Origin of the sequence: Streptococcus suis, from assembly GCF_046032515.1 — a bacterium.
In the GTDB taxonomy this organism is placed as follows: domain Bacteria; phylum Bacillota; class Bacilli; order Lactobacillales; family Streptococcaceae; genus Streptococcus; species Streptococcus suis_AL.
Genome location: NZ_JARQPJ010000002.1, coordinates 70,391 through 90,944, shown reverse-complemented (window position 1 = coordinate 90,944; position 20,554 = coordinate 70,391). Strand labels below are relative to the sequence as shown.

The 20,554-nt window shown below is 42.1% G+C and carries 18 protein-coding genes and 1 pseudogene; 17 read left to right on the top strand and 2 right to left on the bottom strand.

Going from position 1 to position 20,554, the window contains the following annotated elements; all coding sequences use genetic code 11:
• Positions 1-106: 106 nt before the first annotated feature.
• The 7 genes from P7J49_RS01690 to P7J49_RS01660 all read left to right on the top strand — a co-directional run bounded on the left by P7J49_RS01690 (position 107) and on the right by P7J49_RS01660 (position 7,006).
• On the top strand, positions 107-2,077 hold the full coding sequence (locus tag P7J49_RS01690; RefSeq protein WP_408569031.1) for a pilin N-terminal domain-containing protein: 1,971 nt from the start codon (positions 107-109) through the stop codon (positions 2,075-2,077).
• A 23-nt stretch (positions 2,078-2,100) separates the two neighbouring features.
• Positions 2,101-2,964 carry a collagen binding domain-containing protein gene (locus P7J49_RS01685; protein WP_100664765.1) on the top strand — a complete coding sequence of 288 codons (864 nt, stop codon included), beginning with the start codon at positions 2,101-2,103 and terminating at the stop codon, positions 2,962-2,964.
• A gap of 185 nt (positions 2,965-3,149) precedes the next feature.
• Positions 3,150-3,707, top strand: coding sequence for an Rpn family recombination-promoting nuclease/putative transposase (locus P7J49_RS01680; RefSeq protein WP_408569029.1), 558 nt, complete (start codon positions 3,150-3,152; stop codon positions 3,705-3,707).
• A gap of 141 nt (positions 3,708-3,848) precedes the next feature.
• Positions 3,849-4,277 (top strand): hypothetical protein, encoded by a 429-nt coding sequence (locus P7J49_RS01675; protein ID WP_408569027.1) that lies wholly within the window; start codon positions 3,849-3,851, stop codon positions 4,275-4,277.
• Between the two features lie 199 nt (positions 4,278-4,476).
• The gene (locus P7J49_RS01670) at positions 4,477-5,307 is read left to right on the top strand and encodes a class C sortase (protein WP_408569025.1); all 831 of its coding nucleotides are present in this window, start codon (positions 4,477-4,479) and stop codon (positions 5,305-5,307) included.
• Complete coding sequence (locus tag P7J49_RS01665) at positions 5,304-6,161, top strand: class C sortase (protein WP_332441071.1); 858 nt, start codon at positions 5,304-5,306, stop codon at positions 6,159-6,161. Before P7J49_RS01670 ends, P7J49_RS01665 begins: the two co-directional genes overlap by 4 nt.
• A complete protein-coding gene (locus P7J49_RS01660; RefSeq protein ID WP_408569024.1) occupies positions 6,158-7,006 on the top strand; it encodes a class C sortase in 849 nt (282 codons plus the stop codon). Before P7J49_RS01665 ends, P7J49_RS01660 begins: the two co-directional genes overlap by 4 nt.
• Before the next feature lie 95 nt (positions 7,007-7,101).
• Here P7J49_RS01660 and P7J49_RS01655 read toward each other — a convergent pair whose 3' ends face one another.
• Entirely contained in the window at positions 7,102-7,929 is an 828-nt protein-coding gene (locus tag P7J49_RS01655) for an exodeoxyribonuclease III (RefSeq protein WP_408569022.1), read from the bottom strand.
• A gap of 155 nt (positions 7,930-8,084) precedes the next feature.
• Between P7J49_RS01655 and P7J49_RS01650 the strand changes: the two genes are divergently transcribed.
• The 6 genes from P7J49_RS01650 (at position 8,085) to metG (ending at position 16,492) form a co-directional block, all read left to right on the top strand.
• A complete protein-coding gene (locus P7J49_RS01650) occupies positions 8,085-9,746 on the top strand; it encodes a hypothetical protein (protein ID WP_408569021.1) in 1,662 nt (553 codons plus the stop codon).
• A gap of 159 nt (positions 9,747-9,905) precedes the next feature.
• Positions 9,906-11,294 carry an amino acid permease gene (locus P7J49_RS01645; protein ID WP_408569020.1) on the top strand — a complete coding sequence of 463 codons (1,389 nt, stop codon included), beginning with the start codon at positions 9,906-9,908 and terminating at the stop codon, positions 11,292-11,294.
• 273 nt (positions 11,295-11,567) lie between these two features.
• Positions 11,568-12,449 (top strand): DUF975 family protein, encoded by an 882-nt coding sequence (locus P7J49_RS01640; RefSeq protein WP_408569018.1) that lies wholly within the window; start codon positions 11,568-11,570, stop codon positions 12,447-12,449.
• 480 nt (positions 12,450-12,929) lie between these two features.
• Positions 12,930-13,556: a DUF3885 domain-containing protein gene (locus P7J49_RS01635; RefSeq protein WP_408569016.1), complete on the top strand. Its 627-nt coding sequence runs from the start codon at positions 12,930-12,932 to the stop codon at positions 13,554-13,556.
• Between the two features lie 46 nt (positions 13,557-13,602).
• The gene (locus P7J49_RS01630) at positions 13,603-14,280 is read left to right on the top strand and encodes a hypothetical protein (protein WP_408569014.1); all 678 of its coding nucleotides are present in this window, start codon (positions 13,603-13,605) and stop codon (positions 14,278-14,280) included.
• 208 nt (positions 14,281-14,488) lie between these two features.
• Positions 14,489-16,492 (top strand): methionine--tRNA ligase, encoded by a 2,004-nt coding sequence (gene metG / locus P7J49_RS01625; protein ID WP_408569012.1) that lies wholly within the window; start codon positions 14,489-14,491, stop codon positions 16,490-16,492.
• Between the two features lie 30 nt (positions 16,493-16,522).
• On the opposite strand, the gene P7J49_RS01620 is transcribed toward metG, so the two are convergent.
• The gene (locus P7J49_RS01620; protein WP_408569011.1) at positions 16,523-17,089 is read right to left on the bottom strand and encodes a GNAT family N-acetyltransferase; all 567 of its coding nucleotides are present in this window, start codon (positions 17,087-17,089) and stop codon (positions 16,523-16,525) included.
• 60 nt (positions 17,090-17,149) lie between these two features.
• On the opposite strand from P7J49_RS01620, the gene P7J49_RS01615 reads away from it, so the two are divergent.
• The 4 genes and pseudogenes from P7J49_RS01615 (at position 17,150) to P7J49_RS01600 (ending at position 20,553) form a co-directional block, all read left to right on the top strand.
• Positions 17,150-18,100: a competence protein CoiA gene (locus P7J49_RS01615; RefSeq protein ID WP_408569009.1), complete on the top strand. Its 951-nt coding sequence runs from the start codon at positions 17,150-17,152 to the stop codon at positions 18,098-18,100.
• Positions 18,093-18,194 (top strand): annotated as a pseudogene (locus tag P7J49_RS01610) (transcriptional regulator); the annotation flags it as partial. The gene P7J49_RS01615 and the pseudogene P7J49_RS01610, both read left to right, overlap by 8 nt.
• Before the next feature lie 111 nt (positions 18,195-18,305).
• Positions 18,306-20,108 carry an oligoendopeptidase F gene (gene pepF, locus P7J49_RS01605; RefSeq protein ID WP_408569007.1) on the top strand — a complete coding sequence of 601 codons (1,803 nt, stop codon included), beginning with the start codon at positions 18,306-18,308 and terminating at the stop codon, positions 20,106-20,108.
• A gap of 1 nt (position 20,109) precedes the next feature.
• Entirely contained in the window at positions 20,110-20,553 is a 444-nt protein-coding gene (locus P7J49_RS01600; protein WP_408551345.1) for a hypothetical protein, read from the top strand.
• Position 20,554 lies beyond the last annotated feature (1 nt).

The following is a 20,554-nucleotide window of genomic DNA, read 5'->3' as shown; positions in this document are numbered from 1 at the left end:
TTTTATTACTTGGTTAACTGGTTTTGACGTACTTTAGTACAGTCTGTGACTCGTTGCTTAGTAGTAGAAGCAAACTGAAAGACTATAAAAAGAAAAGGAGAAAATAATGAAGAAGTTAACAAAATTATTCTCCCTCTTGACCGTTCTTCTGACGATGTTCGGTCCATTGGGAAATCTTCGACATTTAGTACATGCGAATGATGCGCAGGAAACTAAGGTTGTGGTGCACAAGATTTTGATGAACAAAGACGAATTTACTGCGTTTGATCATGAAACTAAAAAAGATCAGTACAAAGGTAATCAAATTGACCAAATAACTACTTTCTTTGGTAGTAGTGCTAAAGAAATTGCAGATGTCAACTTTAAGGTTTGGAAGAAGGTTGATGCTAAGATTGAAGGGCAAACAAAAACTGGTGCTGAACTAGGGATTACTGGTGAAGGTGTTGATGAAAACTATAAGTTATTTGAAGATGCCGGCGATAAAAAGTACGGTAGTGAAGGTGTAAATACCAAAGAAAGTGGTGCAGAATTCACTCTAGGTGAGGGAACTTACATCTTCGTTGAAGATAAGGTAGCATCACCTTACTACAATAAACAAGATGGTGATACCAAAGGTAACGAACTAACAGAAGCAAAAGCTGTTCCTTTCCGTCTCGTTTTGCCAGTTACACTTCCAGACGGAACAGGATATTTCAATAACACAGATAAACCTCTCCATGTTTATCCAAAAAACACAGAGGATAAGCCGACTGTGACAAAAGAATTTAAAACAGGTGGTACTGAAACAAAAAATGTGGCAATTGGTGAGGAAATAGAATATAAAATTGATACAACAATTCCAAAAGGTTCTTCTTATAAAACTCTTGTTTGGGAAGATACCATGCTTGAGGGATTGGACTTTGTCGTCTCTTCTTTAGAAGTGACAGGTGCAAATCTTAGTTTAGCTGACCTTGAAATTACACAGAGCAAACGAGGCTTTATTGCTAAGGTAAAAGCAGATAGTTTAGCTAAAGTTGAGACCGCTGCTAAAACAGGAGAAGTAACTATTACTTTAACCTACAAAGGTGTATTAAATGATTCTGCTCAAGTTGATACTGCAATCCCTAACAAGGTGAGATTCCATTATGGAAACCGTCCACGTACCTTCCAAGATGAAAATCCAAAACCAGTTACACCAGACCCAAATGGAAACAAAATTGTTGTAAATAAAACTTGGGGAGATACAGCAGCAACACATCCAGCTGTCGAATTTGATATTTATGAAGAAGAGACAGGTGTGAAAGTAGGGACTGTTACTCTTCCAGCGGATCAAACTAGTGCTGAATATTCTACTGATTTGAAAGCAGGCGTACAATATATTGTTATTGAACAACCAGTTTCAGGTTTCTTACCATCTTATACAGTTAATGGTAATGGAGTTGTAACTGTAACCAACAACCCATCAGACAACCCGCCACCAATCGTACCAGAACAACCAAAAGTTATTACTTATGGTAAACGCTTCATCAAAACAGACGATAAAGAGGTAGCTCAAGCAACCAAGTTGCTCGGTGCAGAGTTTATTGTGAAGAAACAAGGAATCGAAGAATACCTTGGTCTGAAAGATACAAATACCAAAGCTGAAGAACTAAGAAAGTACCAAGAAGCTGAAACAGCTTATCTAGCAGCAGTGAAATCTAATACGGAAGTCGAAGCTAAAAAAGCTCTTCGTAATGCAGCCTATGAAGCCTTGAATATGCAGTGGCAATGGGTGGCTAAGGATCAGGCATTCACTTTTGTATCGTCTGTAGATGGTAAATTTGAAGTTAAAGGTTTAAAAGCAGGTCGATATGAACTTGTCGAAACCAAGGCACCAGAAGGTTATGCATTACCAAGTAGCTCTATCGAGTTTGAAGTTGGACCAGATACCTGGATGGATACTACAACTCATATTGATAATCACTTACAAGTGAAAAACAAAAAGGTTACTATTCCACAAACTGGTGGTATTGGTACCCTTGTCTTCACAGTTGTTGGTTTGAGTACAATGGTATTTGCATTCATCGCTATGAAAAAACGCCAATCTGAAGAGGCATAATATCCGTTGAAAAGGAGGGACAGATGAGACGAATCAGACAGCTAGTATGTTGTTTCATAGCTATTATTTGTGTATTGTCACTGCCCTCGCTTTCACTTCAAGCACAAGATTCCTTTGATGTTCAGGTTCATATTCCGCTTCCTGATGGGATAGATGCCAGTCAAGTTTCGACAGGCTTGGAGGCTTGGTATATCGCTGCAGAAGAGTCAACCTCTTCTGAACGGTTGGCAGATACTTTATATCAAAAAAGTCGGTCCGAGTTGAACCAACTCTACGGAGAGCCAATTTCCTCACTGGCTCTCACTTCAGATGGTCAAGCCAGCTTTCAGGGCTTGGCTAAGGGATGGTATTACGTTCGACAAGTAGGGACTCCTACAAAACTCGAAGTCATTCCATTCGTCATGAAGGTAGATGGAAGTGTGTTGAAGATTGAGGCAAAAGTCAGAAGACCAAGCAAGGAAACCGGCAGTAAAACCTTTCTGAAGGTATCTACAAGTACTGCCCCCTTATCTGGTGCAGAGTTTGCAGTTCTTGAGGAAGTGAACGGAGAATTGAAGGAAGTGATAGTCGACGGCATTACCTATCATGTTACTTCTGGAGCAAACGGTCAGTTTGTTGTAGGACCTCTTCCCTATGGTACTTATTATCTGAAAGAGGTCAAGGCTCCTGCAGGCTATATTCTAGCCCAAGATACGATTCCTTTTGAAATTACTTCGGATTCACATGTGTCTGAAATTGTTAAAATCAAGAATAAACCCGTCACACCTCCCGGTATTGAAATCCCCTATACCGGAAATGCGGTGCTGGTGACGGTCGTTTCCATCGGAGTCTTGCTTTTCCTCTTGGGCTACCGTTTGGTTAGCTACAAGAAAGAGGAGAAGTTTTAAACAACTTTGAGACATGTTATTAACAAAGTATACACCTGCTGAAATCAAGTGTCAGCAGGTGTATTTTTCCTTGAAAACACCGAGTGTCTCTGGAAAAAAATTCTCTCAAGTGCTATAATATTACTAGGAACTTCGAATAAATAGATTGAGATTATTCTTAAATTCTATTTATCGGAGGAACACAATTGACAAAATTTCGACATAGCATCAATCCCATGATTGATATCGTGGCAAAAAAGATATTTAATGACCACGAGATTACCATTGATTTCATTGAGACCTTTCTGGGCTTTCGTCCCAAGTCTGTTCAGATTTTAAATGGAACGATTGCTGATTTGAAGAAAGAACGGGAGGGTTATTTTAGCACCACCGTGGACATTCTAGCCAGACTGGATGATGGCACTCAGGTCATCATTGAAATTCAGGTGGTCCATCAACACAGCTTTATCAAACGTCTCTGGACTTACTCTTGTCAGCACTTGGTCAAGGATTTGCCCAATGTTCGTGACAAGGTCAAACGAACCCATGACATGTATGATAAGATTTCACCAGTTTATTCCATCGCCTTGGTCGCCACCCAGTATTTTGATGACAAGCACCCCATTCATTCCTTTGTCTTGACAGCTGAGGAAAATGGACAGGTGTTGGAAATTCCGTTTGGAGAGCAAGGGGAGATGAAGAGGGAGTGGGAAAGAACTCAACTAGTCAAAAAAGAGTTCGTCTTCCCACCCCCGCACAGTTGATTAGGTCAGATTTGGAGTGTGAAACACGAGCAAATCTGCCAATCAACCACTGCGCTGAGATGTTGACACGAACTCTGAGAAGTGGCTTTGGACTTTTTGCCCAGCCTCATTATTGAATTGAACAAGCTGAGTGAGGGAAAATTGGCTACGAACCAACGCTTGTGGATGGAATTTTTTGCCAATCGTGAATTTAGCCAGCAACAAACAGACGCTATCAGCAGGGCCGAACACCTGCTGGATAGAAATACATGGACAGAGGAGGAAAGGAAGATGATTGATCAATTAGCCTACAGTGCCGCCAATCATTTTGGTGAATTGGAGACTTCTTTCATACTAGGTAGAAAGCGTGGTCAGGAAGAGGGTATGGCTCAAGGACTTCAAAAAGGTATTCAAAAGGGCATTCAAAAAGGTCGAGCAGAAGGTATGCTGGATGGTCAGCTCAAGGTTGCTCGTCAGATGTTAGCAAAGCATTTTGCGGATGAGCTGATAAAGGAACTGACAGGACTAAGTCAGGAAGATTTGGATGGTTTGAAGACCGAAGGATTGGATGCGACAAAAGCTGATTTCTAGAATTGAATGTTGAGCATCCAAAGAGCAACTGAGTGAGACGGACGAATTAAAGAATTTTCTATGGACATCCGTGCTGTTTCAAACGATAGGAATCAGGAATTGCGTTATTTTAGTTGCAGTTTTTGTTAGCTTGGAATGATTTAGTGCGTGACAATTCTTCATCAATGCATCACGTTGTAGCACATGGAGGTGATGTTGAATGAGAAAAGGGAAAAAGAAGAATAATCTCTTTTTCTACTTGATTTTTATAATCGGATTTGGAATTTTACTCTATCCCCATATTTCAAATTTCTACTATCGTTATGAGGCGACGCACATTGTAACGGATTTTGACCAAGCCAAGTCAGGCTTAGCCTCAGCTGAAATCAAGCAACGATTGGATTTGGCTTATGCTTTTAACGAAAGTTTACACAACGTTCTTGCGGAAGATCCCTATAGTCGTTCTCGTCACGAGGCCGGTCGGGCGGAATATGCACGCATGTTGGAAATCCATGAACGGATAGGGCATGTCGAGATTCCTAAGATTGAGGTAGATATTCCCATGTATGCTGGGACTTCAGAGGAGGTCTTGCAGAAAGGGATTGGGCATTTAGAGGGGACTTCCCTACCTGTTGGCGGTCAGGATACCCATAGTGTATTGACGGCTCATTCTGGTCTTCCCAAGGCACGCTTGTTTACAGATTTGCATCGTTTAAAGCTAGGAGATGAATTTTATATTCACAATATAGGAGACGTATTGGCTTATGAAGTGGATCAAATCTTGGTGGTTGAGCCGAGTAATTTTTCTCAATTATTGGTCGTTCCAAACCAAGATTATGTAACCTTATTGACTTGTACGCCTTATATGGTGAATACACATAGGCTCTTGGTGCGAGGACATCGCATTCCTTATGTAGAGGAGGAACATCGCAAGGCGACGGATCAGGCAGAAAAACGGATTTTGATACGCTATCTTTTATATGCTTTAGGCATGCTTGTTGCCATTGGTTTGATTTTTGTCTTGACTAAAAGGAAGAGGAGGAAGAAATGATGAAGAACCTGCTGGGATCTAATCGCTTTCTTCAAAAGAAGTTGGTCCTGCGTTTGATTTTTGTGTTGGGACTGCTCATAACGCTCTATCCTTTATGTTCTCATCTATACTATCGCTACGAGGCAGATCAGGAAGTGCAGGAGTTTTATCAACTAGCCAAAGACCTGCCGACTCAAGAGGTGTTAAATCGTCTCGAATTGGCTAGGGCCTACAATAAAACTTTAAATCCAAGAAAATTACAGGATCCCTATTCAGAGGAGGAAAAGGCTGGTCTAGCAGAGTATGCTCGGATGTTGGAGGTCAAGGAGAAAATTGGCTATGTCGAGATTCCGAAACTAAATGAAAAAATTCCTGTCTATGCAGGAACATCCGAGGAAGTCTTACAAAAGGGAGTTGGTCACTTGGAAGGTTCTTCCTTGCCTGTCGGTGGTGCCAATAGCCATACGGTCTTGACAGCTCATCGAGGTCTTCCCACGGCCTCTCTTTTTACCAATTTGGATCAACTCAAGCTAGGAGATCGCTTTTATATTCATAATATTGCTGAGATTTTGGCCTATGAAGTAGATCAGATTTTAGTTGTTGAACCTGGTGATTTTGAGCCTGTGTTGGTAGTAGAAGAAAAGGATTATGCCACTCTTTTGACCTGTACTCCTTATATGGTCAATAGCCATCGCTTGTTGGTCAGGGGGCATCGGATTCCCTATGTTCCAGAGGTGCATGAGGAAGAAGAACCAGGTTTCTTTGTCGATAGGATGCTTTTATCCTATCTGGTAGCTGCTCTTCTCCTTATTCTCTTATTGGCAGGCTACCTCCTATTCCGAAGAAGAAAAGCGACTAGGAGGAGACGGTCATGAAGTTGAAAATTGTTGGCTATCTATTGATGATAGTGGGATTATTGTTGCCCTTATTATTGTTCAGCAATATGACAGTTCATGAGGTGAGGGAATTTTTTGCCTACCAGAGTTATAAAAAGTCGGAGTCAGGCTTTTCAAAGAAAGAGGAAGAGGTCATTGAACACTATCAAGAAGCGGTGCGGAGTGGTCAACTGGCAACGGTTGATCCCTTTGCTGAGACTAGGAAAGATGAGCAGTCCGTATCTGATTTTGGAGATACCATCATCGGCTATGTAAGTATTCCTAGTCTTGAAATCCGCCAACCTATTCGGGTGGGAGCCAGTGATTCCCATCTTGATCAGGGGGTAGCGGTGGTGTCAGGAACGGATTTGCCTTTCGGAGGTCTGGATCGTCGTAGTGTGCTGGCTGGTCACAGAAGTTGGTATAGTGATTTGCGCTTTTTCCGATTAAATGAAATGCGTGAGGGCGATGAGATTTTTGTTGAAATTGGTGAAAAAGTAGTCACCTATTGGGTCAAAAATACAGAAATCATCAAGGCAACCGATTGGCAAAAATTGCTTCCGATTGAAAAACAGGATGTCCTGACCCTGTTGACCTGTGATCCACTGGTTCCTCCCTTTGATTATCGGCTTTTGGTCAATGCCTATCGCCATCATGATAGTAGCGAGCAGGAAGTATCAGCTTCAGAAGAAAAAAGACAGTCTAGTCAAGCAGTGCTGGAATCTTATCGCAAGAAAGGTGTAAGCTTCATCGCCTATCTGACCCTTTTTGGCTGGTTCTTGTTTGTCTATCTTGCCTACAAGTTGCTCAAGCTTGTGAGAGAATGTCGAGTTACTAAAGTATGATAGGTAGAGTGTAACAGGAATAAAAGGAAAAAGACTTAGAGAACCACCGTTTCTGATGGCTGTTCTAAGTCTTTTTGTTTGGTGAACTGTATTATTTATAGCTCAATTTCCATCACAATTGGTGTATGGTCTTGGCGGGCACCTGAGTCAATCATATCTGACTTACTTACTTTGTCGGCGATGCGGTCGCTGACAAGCCAGTAATCAATCCTCCAGCCTGTGTTGTTGATTTTGCTAGTACGGCTGCGTTGAGCCCACCAAGTATAGGCGTTGAGAACATCACCGTGCAAGTGGCGGAAGGTATCAGTGAAACCTTTAGCAAGTAGATTTGTAAAACCTTGACGTTCTTCGTCTGTAAATCCTGGTGACTGGCGGTTGCTGGATGGGTTAGCCAGGTCGATCTCCTTGTGGGCAACGTTGTAGTCACCTGTGGCTAAGACAGGCTTTTGGCTGTCAAGCTGTGATAGGTATGCCGCATACTGAACGTCCCAGATTTGACGGTCAGCAAGCCGTTTCAAGCCATCACCAGCATTTGGCGTATAAACCTGGGTAACATAGAAGTCATCAAATTCCAGTGTGATGATGCGCCCTTCAGAATCCATGGTTGTTGGAGCACCAATCTCAGGGAAGGTAATGGTTGGAGTTAGATGGTTTTTGTAGAGGAAGAGCGTACCAGCATAGCCTTTGCGAGCTGGTTCTACAGATGAACGCCAGGTATTGGCATATCCAGGGAAGTAGCTTTCCAAAATTTCTAGATGCTTTTTAGTCGGTCCCTTATCTGACAATTTTGTTTCCTGAATGGCGATAATATCAGCGTCTTCTGTCACAAGTGTATCGATGACTGCGCGTGATAATAGGGCGCGAGGAGACTCTGCAGTCAATGCAGCGTTAAGAGAATCAATGTTCCAAGAAATGAGTTTCATAATTTTCCTTTTCTAGTCTGTTACTGTTTTACATTATACCAAAAATAAAAGTTGCAGGCGAATATGGAAACTTGAAAAAAATTTTCAATTTTTGTGTTACAGTATTAAAAGTATGGTACAATAGTAGCAAAGAAATCTGTGTCAAGGAGGTTATTATGAAAAGAAAATTATTTGTTTTTGCCTGGTTAGCCCTAGTTTTGGAAATGCTAATCTACTACTGGTACCAGTTGCCTGCTTTAAATATTTTGAGTGTGGACTTCTGGATATTTTTCCTTCAATCTGTCGGATTGGTCTGGCTCATACTTTCCATGTTCAGCTCCAAAGGTGCTTTTCAAAAGGTGACCAAGATTTCCGGTCGTCAGAGACAAGTAGATACCTATCAGATTAAAACCTCGCAATTGCCAGCTTACTTAAAATGGTTGGGACGAATTTGGGTATTGGTTGTCCTGGGTTTGTTGGGGCTGGGGCTTATTAACTCACATGTATTTCGTGCTAAGGATTACGCTGCTGTCATAAGCGTCAAGGATGCGGATTTCAAGTCGGATTTCCCTGAAACAGATATTTCCAAGCTGGCCCTCTTGGACCGTGCATCAGCTGAAAAGATTGGTGACACCTATCTGGGCACCATCGACAAGGTTTCCCAGTTCGGTATTTCAGATGATTACCGTCAGATTACCATCGGTCAGCAACCGTTCCGTGTATCGCCTTTGGAATATAAGAATTTTTGGAAATGGCTGAGCAACCATCAAGATGGGATTGGTTACTACGTGAAGGTTAATCAGACAACAGGGAAGGCAGAACTTGCCAAGTTGAGCAAAGCCATGCACTATTCAGATTCCGAATTTTTGCTGAATGATACCTTACGTCATCTTCGCCTGCAATACCCGACAACTATTTTTGGGAAACCATCCTTCGAAGTGGATGACCAAGGAAATCCATATTATATTGCAACGATTTACGAGCCAAAATTTGGACTTTCATCAAATGATCCGATTGGTGCTATTGTATTGGATGCAGTAACAGGGGAAAGTAAGAAGTATAGTCTGGAAGATATTCCAGAGTGGGTAGACCGTGTTTATTCGGCAAACAATGTTATCAGCCGTGTAGATGACCACTATACTTATCAAAATGGTTTCTGGAATACCATTTTCAGTCAAACTGGTGTGAAAAATACAACAGACAGCTATAATTATATTTCTATCGGCTCAGATATTTATCTCTACACAGGTATCACCTCAGCAACTGCTGATTCATCCAACCTTGGATTTATTCTTGTCAATATGAGAACTCGTGAAATTACCAACTACAAATTGGCTTCGGCGACTGAAACAGCAGCGCAAGAGTCCGCAGAAGGTGAAGTGCAGGAAAAAGGCTATAAAGCCACTGCTCCAAGCCTGGTCAAATTAGCAGACACGGCCTACTATCTGGTTTCTCTCAAAGACGACGCTGGCCTGGTCAAATCCTATGCATTGGTCGATGCGGAAGATTACCAGCAAGTGACAGTCAACAATGACGTGGCGTCCCTTATTTCTCAAGTCACAGGAACGGATGCTTCTAGCCTTTCAGGATTGACGGTAACTGAAAATGGAGAAGTTGGTGAACAGACTGAGGTTATCAGTGGAAAAGTAGAAGCTTTAGCAAGTCAAATAATTGGCGGTGCGACAATCTACTATATTGAGTCTGAGGGCAAGATTTACAAAGTCAAAGCAACGGAAGATAGTACAGACAAGTTGCCATTTATCAAAGTAGGAGATCACTTTAGCGGTCAGTTAGATAAGAAAAATTATCTTAAAAACTTTAAGGTTAATCCAGAATAATCATAAGAAAGAGTGAGGTAGAAAAGCCTTGCTCTTTTGCTTGTCATCACCCATGCGAGATATTTCAACTTATGGTATAATGGGGCGTTGTGGTTCTTTGACAGGAATCCGTAGATTGTTCTGTCGAGTATCCATATTCTTATTCTGAAGGAGTATTTTGTGAGTTTATTTAGAAAAAAACAAGTAGTCGGTCGCCATAGTCAGATGCGGCGACATTTAGGCTTAGTTGATTTGATATTTTTAGGTATCGGTTCGATGGTTGGAACAGGTATCTTTACGGTAACTGGTTTGGCAGCAGCCCAGTATGCAGGGCCAGCTCTGATCATCTCAATTGTTATTGCAGCAATTTCAGTCGGACTAACAGCCTTGTTTTACGCAGAATTTGCCTCTCGTATACCGACTAACGGTGGTGCCTATGGTTATCTCTATTCGGTTTTTGGTGAATTTCCTGCCTGGATTGCTGGCTGGCTGACAATCATGGAATTCTTGACTGCTGTATCGAGTGTTGCATCTGGTTGGGGAGCTTATTTGAAAGGACTCCTGGCTAATTTTGGTATCGCTATGCCGACAGCTCTGAATGGAACTTTTAACCTCGCTGCAGGTACCTATGTAGACCTCTTACCAGTTCTTGTCTTGATTTTTGTGGTAGGAGTGGTCTTGCTTAATTCTAAGGCAGCTCTTCGTTTCAATTCAGCCTTGGTAGTTTTGAAATTTTCAGCGTTGGCTTTATTTATTTTAGTAGGGATATTCTTTATCAAACCAGAAAACTGGTCGAACTTCTCTCCTTTTGGTTTTGGTGCCATTTATGGTGGACAGGCAGGAATTATGGCAGGAGCGTCTCTCATGTTCTTTGCCTTCCTGGGATTTGAGTCTATTTCATTAGCAATTGATGAGGTGAAAAAACCTGAGAAGAATGTACCAAAGGGAATCGTGTTGTCTTTATCCATTGTAACAATTCTTTATATTGTAGTGACATTAGTATTGACTGGCATGGTTCACTATACTAAGTTGAATGTGGCAGATGCGGTAGCCTTTGCACTTCGAGAAGTTGGATTGGATTGGGCAGCGAGTTATATTTCTATTGTTGCAATCCTAACATTGATTACAGTATGTATTTCGATGACCTACGCCTTGTCGAGAATGGTCTATTCCATCAGTCGTGATGGTTTGCTACCGAAATCATTGAGCCGATTGACACAAACAAGCAAGGTTCCTAAAAATGCGACCATTCTTGTGGGGATTTTTGCAGCCATTTGTGCAGGTATTTTCCCACTAGCAAGTATTGCTTCCTTCCTCAATATCTGTACCTTAGCTTATTTGATCATGCTGGCGTTGGGTATTATTCGTCTGCGTCAAGTCGAAGGTTTGCCAAAAGATGGACAATTTAAAACACCTTTGGTACCAATCTTGCCAATTCTTTCAATTATTATCTGTCTATCCTTTATGTTTCAATACAGCTTTGATACTTGGCTAGCATTCGGAGTATCATTGGTCATTGGAATTTTGATTTACTTCTGTTATGGCTATCGTCATTCGGAAGTGAAATAATAAATAGATTAAGGCTGGGCAAAAAGCCTAGCACCACTTTTCAGAGTTCGTGTCAACATCTCAGCGCAGTGGTTGATTGGCAGATTTGTTCGTGTTTTACACTCCAAATCTAACCTAATCAACTGTGCGGGGGTGGGAAGACGAACTCTTTTTAACTAGTCGAGTTCTTTCCCACTCCCTTTTTGTACAATTTTTTTATAGAAATAATGGAAAACTTAAAAATAAAATAGTATAATATATATAATGATACGGATATATGAAAGGAGAAACGCAATGTCTAATAGCGATATTCGAGCTAAAGCAACGGTTATTCGTGAACAAACAGATGGGATGATAACCTTGTTTTTGGCACCTGTTTTGATTTCTTTTCTGTCAGGAGTGGCAGAATTTGGCTTGAAACAAATCTGGGGACGAACGGGTATCGTCTTTTGGGGAGAGACGATTGTAAAAGATGGGGTAACATGGAGTCACAATTATATATCGCTTGACCCGTCAATCATATTTGATTTTATTGCACAATGTTTGATTGTGACGGCGTGTTTTCAACTCATAAGAGTCGTAAGAAAGCAGCGAGACAAGGTCAGCTTTTCAGAGTGTTTTAGTCTACTGGATGGCAAGAATTTTTTACCTATTCTGGTCACGACCTTTTTGAAAATGCTCGTTATTTATATAGCTGGTTTCCCAGCTGTCATTGGGATGGCTTTACTTAGTATTTCATTTTTCAGTACAGTTTTCATTGTTGGGGCTCCGGTTGGCTATCAGCCTGATTTTTCAGGATTTTTTAGCTCCTCCTATTTTCAAATAGGAGTAATCTTAGTCGTGATTGGCTTGGTTTGTGGTCTATTAGTAGATTATGGTCTCAGTCAGGTTCAATTTCTTCTTTATGATCATTTGGAAAATAATATTTATTCTTCTCCGTTTAAATTATTCAAACAGAGTTGGCAATTGATGAAAGGTAATAAGTGGCGTCGATTCATGCTTGACTTGTCATTTATTGGTTGGTTCATTGGGGTTCTTTTGACGTTTGGTTTCTTGGGACTTTACGTATATCCATACTATTGGACTTGTCAGACTATATTTTATGAAGATTTGAAAGCCAAGAATCCATTGGTGTTTTCAACATATAAATCAGCTATCTCTTCCACAGTAGCCTAGGGAGTATAGTGTTAATAAATTATTAGGAATCCCTTCGTATTTTGGAGGGATTTTCCTGTTTTTAAGAGATGCTCTGGAAAATTAATGGATAAAGTTTTATACTAATTTAGTAAAACCAAGTCCTACCCACGGGCTTTTTTCAATATACCGTGCCCATAAAATGACCATCAGGCTGATAAAAGCGAAAGCGAACAGTTCAAAACTTACAGAAAGGGTCTCGCTAAATGGGAGTAAAAAGCTTATTGGAGTGAAAATAAATCTCCTACTAGCAACAAAATAATAGCTATAATAGGAGAGGTGATGATGTTGAGATTGAAAGCTGATTGAGCCCTCTCATTGATAAATTCGGTTTTCATAGGACCTCTTTTTACTAGATACTTTACTAGTTCACTATTCTACAATATTTTTCCAAAGAAGACTAGACCTAATTTCCTAGTATATGATAGAATAGTACATAGCTATATAAGAGGAGAATAGTATATGGAATTGAATCAATGGCTGAAGTCCTTTCAACTGAAAGATAATCGACTAGTGGGTCCATTCTTTTATGGCACACCTCTTGCTCTTAGATTTGAAATCGGGCCTGCAGACGAAGCAGAAGAATTATCAAGAGCAATCTATCTTGAAAGAGCCTATGCACGTGCAGTAGAACTTTTTGAGCAGGCTAGTTCAGAATACGACTATGTGCTCCTTTCGCTCCTTCGACAGGAAGATAGGGATATAGACACCTACCTCTGGCATTTTTCATCGAAATTTAACTTCGACAAAGTCCCTGAGCCTGAGTTGATAGAAGTGGAGGATTGGACGGGAGATGTGCTAGTCTTTGAGTGCTATCTCTTTCCAGTTACCGACCAGGACCTAAACGCTTTGTTGAGGGAGATTGTCAAAGCCGACCATGGAGGTTTTAACTATCTATCAAGTTCCGTTCTCTTCCTATCTAGTCAGGACAATATCATCTATCATTGCTACGATGATCGGGGAGTTGATATTGCTGTTTTAGATGATGATAAACGTCGTCAGCTCTTTACAGACTGCCATGACCTCCTTTTTGACTATGATATGGAGGAGATAGGAAGAAAATGTATATCTGATGACCGTCTTCTATAGTAATCAGGATATTATGGCACGCTACTAATTTTTAGGGAGCAAATCAATGCCTTACCGTAAATTAACATCAAAAGTTCGGTCTTTTATCAAAGGACAGACGGATCGCTTGCTGAATCAGATGAATAGCAATGCGGCCTATTTGGGGACAGTTCAGACCTATGAGGTGGCCAAGGCCCGCATGAATCAAGCCTATTTGGCTATGGAGTTGGAAGATGACCCAGAGAAAAAGTTGCGACTGGCAAAATTGGTTGAAACCTATACTGCACAAGCCCAGGCTATATTGGACGAGTGGGAGGAGAAGAACAGACATGCAGAGAAAGCGGCAAGAAATGTCAAGTTGATCGTCTGGTTTTATCGGAATTACCTTCGTTCTAGTAAATCCGACCGAGTGACTAAGACCGCCGCTAATAGCCAGTCTTTGACAGAAGAGGAAAGGTATGAAGAATGGCTGACAGAAAAGATTGTCACTCTCAACAAGGACAAGCGGGAGTGGACTGAGGCTATGCTGACAAAATATGACAGTTTGGATGAAATAGCAGCAGGTATTGGTAAAATTGAAGAGATAGATAAAGAAGCTGGTAAGAAAATCCTCCATCGTTATCAAGCAATCTTAGTTGATATTGAAAAATTACCAGATTCTGACCAGAAAACCTATCATTTAGATTTTCATCGAGAAATGATAGCTGATTTGGAAAATGTATTTGAACAGCTCCATATTGTATAAGAACACCGGAAACAGTTCCAAACTGGTTCCGGTTTTTCGCTCTTCGTCAATTGACAAGAACAGAACTATAATTTTATAGAGAAGATAGACATTAGCTTTCTACTCGGCTTGTATTTAGAACCGCTTTGTGATTTAGCTGAAAATATGATAAAATAGGATGTTGTCAATAACAGGGTTTCATTTGCTCTGAATTTGAAAGGAAGAAAGCATGACAAAAACACCGTTTTACATTACCACACCGATTTATTATCCGTCTGGCAAGCTCCACATCGGTTCGGCCTACACAACTATTGCCTGCGATGTCTTGGCTCGCTACAAGCGTCTCATGGGCCACGAGGTCTTCTATCTGACAGGGCTTGATGAGCATGGCCAGAAGATTGAGGAGAAGGCTAAAGAAGCAGGTCTGACACCTCAGGCCTACGTTGACGGCATGGCGGTTGGCGTCAAGGAACTTTGGAACTTGCTGGACATCTCTTACGACAAATTTATCCGCACGACTGATGATTACCACGAGGAAGTGGTGGCGGCTGTTTTTGAAAAATTGCTGGCGCAGGACGACATTTACTTGGGAGAGTATTCTGGTTGGTACTCCGTATCGGACGAGGAATTCTTCACCGAGAGCCAATTAGAAGAGGTCTTCCGAGATGAAAACGGTAAGGTAACAGGCGGTATCGCTCCCAGCGGTCACGAGGTTGCCTGGGTATCAGAAGAGTCTTACTTCCTCCGCCTCAGCAAGTATCAGGACAAATTGGTTGAGTTTTTCAATGCTCATCCAGACTTTATCCAGCCAGACGGCCGCCTCAATGAAATCATGAAAAACTTCATCGAGCCAGGCTTGGAAGATTTGGCAGTATCTCGGACATCATTTACTTGGGGTGTGCCTGTACCGTCCAATCCAAAGCACGTTGTCTATGTCTGGATTGATGCCCTACTCAACTACGCAACTGCCTTGGGCTATGGTCAGGAAGAAACAGTCAACTACGACAAGTTCTGGAATGGAACAGTTTACCACATGGTTGGCAAGGACATTCTTCGTTTCCACTCCATTTACTGGCCAATCATGCTCATGATGTTGGATATGAAGTTGCCAGACCGCTTGGTTGCTCATGGCTGGTTTGTCATGAAAGATGGCAAGATGTCTAAGTCTAAGGGCAATGTGGTCTATCCAGAAATGTTGGTTGAGCGTTTCGGCTTGGATCCACTTCGTTACTACCTCATGCGTAGTCTGCCAGTTGGCTCTGACGGGACCTTCACACCAGAAGATTATGTTGGTCGTATCAACTACGAGCTAGCCAACGACCTTGGAAACTTGCTCAACCGTACGGTTGCTATGATTAACAAGTATTTCGGTGGTCAGGTACCGACTTTTGTTGCCAACGTGACAGATTTTGATGCGGACTTGGCGGCAGTAGTAGCTGACAACTTGGCAAGCTACCACAAGTATATGGAAGCAGTTGACTACCCACGCGCCTTGGAAGCTGTTTGGAATATCATCTCCCGTACCAACAAGTACATCGATGAAACAGCACCATGGGTCTTGGCAAAAGAAGAAGCTGACCGTGACAAGTTGGCAGCGGTCATGGCTCATTTGACAGCAGGTCTGCGTGTGGTGGCTCACCTCATTCAGCCATTCATGATGACCACTTCAAATGCCATTATGGAACAGCTTGGTTTGGGAACAGCATTTGACCTTGAAAACCTTGACTTTGCAGGTCTTCCAGCTGGTTTGACAGTGGTAGAAAAAGGTACACCTATCTTCCCACGGTTGGATATGGAAGAAGAAATCGCCTATATCCAAGCCCAAATGGGTGGCAGCTCTGCTATTTCCCAAGAGGAAGAAAAGGAGTGGAACCCAGCTGACGTGGAGCTCAAAAATGAAAAAGCTGAGATCAAGTTCGAGGACTTCGACAAGGTAGAAATCCGCGTGGCCGAAGTCAAGGAAGTGGCCAAGGTGGAGGGCTCTGATAAGTTGCTCAAGTTCCGTCTGGACGCAGGTGATGGCCAGGACCGCCAAATCCTGTCTGGTATCGCCAAGTACTATCCAAATGAGCAGGAGTTGGTCGGCAAGAAAGTCCAAATCGTTGCTAACCTCAAGCCACGTAAGATGATGGGCTTGCTCAGCCAGGGTATGATCCTCTCAGCCGAACACGACGGCAACTTAACACTCTTAACAGTAGACCCATCTGTGCCAAACGGCAGTCAGATTGGGTAAAATTGCTTAGAAAAGACACAAAAACCAGCCCTAGTCAGCTGGTTTTTTGAGTGCTTTCCATTCGTCTTCTAGGATTGACATGATGAGGGTATCGGCGTAGCCGTCTGCTGTCTTCTGGCTGTCACGCTTGATGCCTTCCAAACGAAAGCCTGCTTTTTCATAGGCACGCTTGGCACGCGGATTGAAGGAAAAAACTTCCAGTTCCAAGCGGTGTAAGCCAACTTGCTCAAACGCAAAGTCCCTGGTTTTCTCAACAGCCCAAGAGCCCAGACCTTGTCCCAGATAGTCCTCATCAAAGATAACAATACGGAAGTTAGCAGAGCTGTTCTCCCTATCCAGTTCATTGATAACCGACTCGCCGATAAAGGTCCCGTCAGGTGCAATCAGCATAAAGTCAAACCGGTCAGGGTCAGTGACAATCCGGTTGTAGTAGCTGACAACATCCTCTTTCTTATAAGTTCCTGAACTCCCCGTCAGGCGATCAATTTCAGCGGAAGGCTTAGTAAAACAGTCCTCATAATATTTCTCCGCAAAGCCCGCTTGAAAGGACTGCAGGACAAAGCCGTCCTTTTCCCATTTATCAATTTTTTTTGTCATTTTTACTCTCCTTTCCAACATTTTACCACAAATTCCGAACTAATATAGAAAGGAGGTTCTATGTTAGTTGCACTTGATGAAGACAGACAAATTTTTAATCTTTTGGAAAAGCCTGCGCCGCAAGGTCGCTATTCTTGTCCAGGTTGTGGAGGCCAGGTCCGATACAAATCTGGTAAAGTTCTGCGTTCGCACTTTGCCCACGTAACCCTACGGGATTGTAGCTACTTCTCCGAGAATGAATCAGCCCAGCACCTGTCACTTAAGTCCAGTCTCTATAACTGGTTGGCTAAAAACGAATTGGTTGAACTGGAAAAATGCCTGCCAAAGATTGGCCAGGTTGCTGATTTATTGGTCAATAATAGTCTAGCCTTGGAAGTCCAATGTTCCAGTCTACCCATTTCTCGTTTGCAAGTGCGGACACAAGCCTATCGTGAATCAGGTTATCAGGTTCGCTGGTTGCTTGGCAAGGATTTGTGGCTCAAGGGGCGTTTGTCCAATTTGCACAAGCAATTTCTCTCTTTTAGTATGAATATGGGCTTTCATCTTTGGGAACTAGATGATGAGAAGAAAGAGTTAAGACTCCGTTACCTCATTCATGAAGATTTGCGAGGTAAGGTACACTGTCTTACGAAAGTCTTTCCCTTTGGTCAGGGAAACTTGCTGGATATATTCCGTTTACCTTTTGCCAAGCAAACCCTATCTAGCATGACGTGTCCAATGGATGAGGATTTGCCTCGCTACATTGCTCAACAGCTTTATTACAAATCTCCCAAATGGCTCGCCCTGCAAGCAGAGGCTTATGGACGTGGAGAAAATCTACTGACCAAGGCAGCATTAGACTTCTATCCCCACATCCGTCTGCCCCGCTCAGCTATTGGCTTTGCCCAAATACCAAAAGATTTAAGTCCCGTCTATCAGGCCTTTGACCACTATTATGCAGAGGTCAAGGACAAGCGGATACAAGCGGTTTATCCACCAGCAATTTATTGGAGGAAAAAAATAAACAGGTAAAACTAGTCCACAATTGGACACAGTCTTGAAGGTATTGGCTAGCCTAGGAAAAACTTTAGCAGTTGTTCCTTTGAAACAAGAACAACATTTTTAATAGTGTATGTTGCGGGATATAATTTTATTATAACAACTGTTATGAAAGCCCTCACTTTCCATTGGAAAGTGAGGTATTTTTATGTTAGAATAGTAAGACGGAGGATTTATTATGTCTAAACAACGTCATGAAATTGAAGAAAAATACCAATGGGATTTGACTACTATTTTCCCAACCGATGAAGCCTGGGAAGCAGAACTTGCAGATTTACAAGCTGAAACGGAAAAAACAAAAGAATTTGCAGGTCACTTGCTCGACTCAGCGAAGAGACTTTTGGAAATCAGCGAAACGCAACTCGGTCTCATGCGTCGCATTGAAAAACTCTATGTTTATGCGTCTATGAAAAACGACCAAGATACTCGCGAAGGAAAATACCAGGAATTTCAAGCTAAGGCTATGGGTCTTTATTCTGCTTTTTCACAAGCATTTGCCTTCTATGAGCCTGAATTTATGGCCATTACTGATGAGCAGATGGAGGCCTTTAAGGCAGAAGAGCCTGCTCTTGTTCAGTACAGCCACCAATTTGAAAAGCTGCTGGCAGCCAAGGACCATGTCTTGTCACAAGAAGTAGAAGAAGTCCTTGCAGCGACCAGTGAGATTTTCGAGTCACCAGCTGAAACCTTCTCAGTCTTGGACAATGCCAGTCTGCGTTTCCCAGAAATCGCTGATGAAGATGGTCATTTGGTACCACTTTCTCATGGTAACTACATCCACTTTATGGAGTCTAAAAACCGCGACGTCCGTCAGGAAGCATACGAAGCTATGTACGGAACTTACGAGCAGTTCCAGCATACCTACGCTAAGACTTTGCAGTCTAATGTCAAGGTCAATAACCTGAAAGCTCGTTTGCGGAAGTACGACTCGGCCCGTCACGCATCACTTGCAGCTAATTTCATTCCAGAATCCGTATACGATACATTAGTGGCGGCAGTCAACAAGCACCTTCCGCTCTTGCACCGTTATATCAATTTGCGTAAGAAACTCCTGGGTATTGATGATTTGAAGATGTACGATATGTACACACCATTGTCAGATTTCAGTACCAAGATTTCCTATGAAGATGCACTCAAGAAATGCCAAGAAACCTTGGAAATTTTCGGTGAGGATTATGCGGCTATTGTGAAGGAAGCCTTCGAAAACCGCTGGATTGATGTCCATGTAAATGAAGGAAAACGCTCTGGAGCATACTCAGGAGGTGCCTACGACACCAACGCCTTCATGCTTCTCAACTGGCAGGATAACTTGGATAATATGTACACCCTTATCCATGAAACAGGCCACTCTCTCCATTCTATGTTGACACGTAAGACGCAGCCTTATGTCTATGGTCACTATTCTCTATTCTTGGCTGAAATTGCTTCAACGACCAATGAAAACCTTTTGACAGAAAAACTCTTGGCAGAAGTAGAAGATGACAAAGAACGCTTTGCTATTCTAAATCATTACCTAGATGGTTTCCGTGGTACAGTTTTCCGCCAGACCCAATTTGCAGAGTTTGAGCAAGCGATTTACAAGGCAGACCAGGAAGGTCAAGTCTTGACGGCTGATTTCCTCAATGAATTGTACGGTCAGACAAATGAGAAATACTACGGACTTTCGGCAGAAGAAAACCCAGAAATCCAGTTTGAGTGGGCTCGTATTCCACACTTCTATTACAATTTCTATGTCTATCAGTATGCGACAGGTTTCGCAGCAGCATCAGCTCTAGCAAACAAGATTGTCAATGGTAGTCCAGAAGACAAAGAAAACTATCTCAACTACTTGAAGGCTGGTAGCTCAGATTATTCTCTCAATGTCATTGCCAAAGCTGGCGTAGACATGACCAAGGCAGATTACCTCAACGATGCCTTCAAGGTATTTGAAGCTCGTTTGGAAGAATTAGAAGCGCTCGTTGAGAAAGGTGTGCACCTCTAATATGATTTCCTATAAACGTTCGATTGTCATTCACAGTGTGATTAGTCTTGTTTTAATCTTAATCGGTCTTGGTGGTTTGACCAGGCCTGAACCATCTGTTGGAAGTGTTATCTATTTGATATTTTTACAACCTTTGCTGGTTTATATATATATATTGAGAAAGCAAAAGGCTGTTTTTATCTTGACAAAACAGTACCTAGAATTTCAAGAACACTTTTGGAGTGAACGCCAGCGCTATTCGTTAGAAGAGATTGCGGAGATTCGCTACCTTGTTTCTCCTGTCTATCGTGGCTATCAATCGAAACGTTTGCGAATTGTAGGAAATAAGGGAGAACTACTTGCAGTCGTCAATTTGAATAAGCTTGATGGTGCAGATTTTAATGATATTTACCATTTTGTAGAGCAAGTAGCACCGCATATAAGATGGGATTTTTCAAATTCATAAT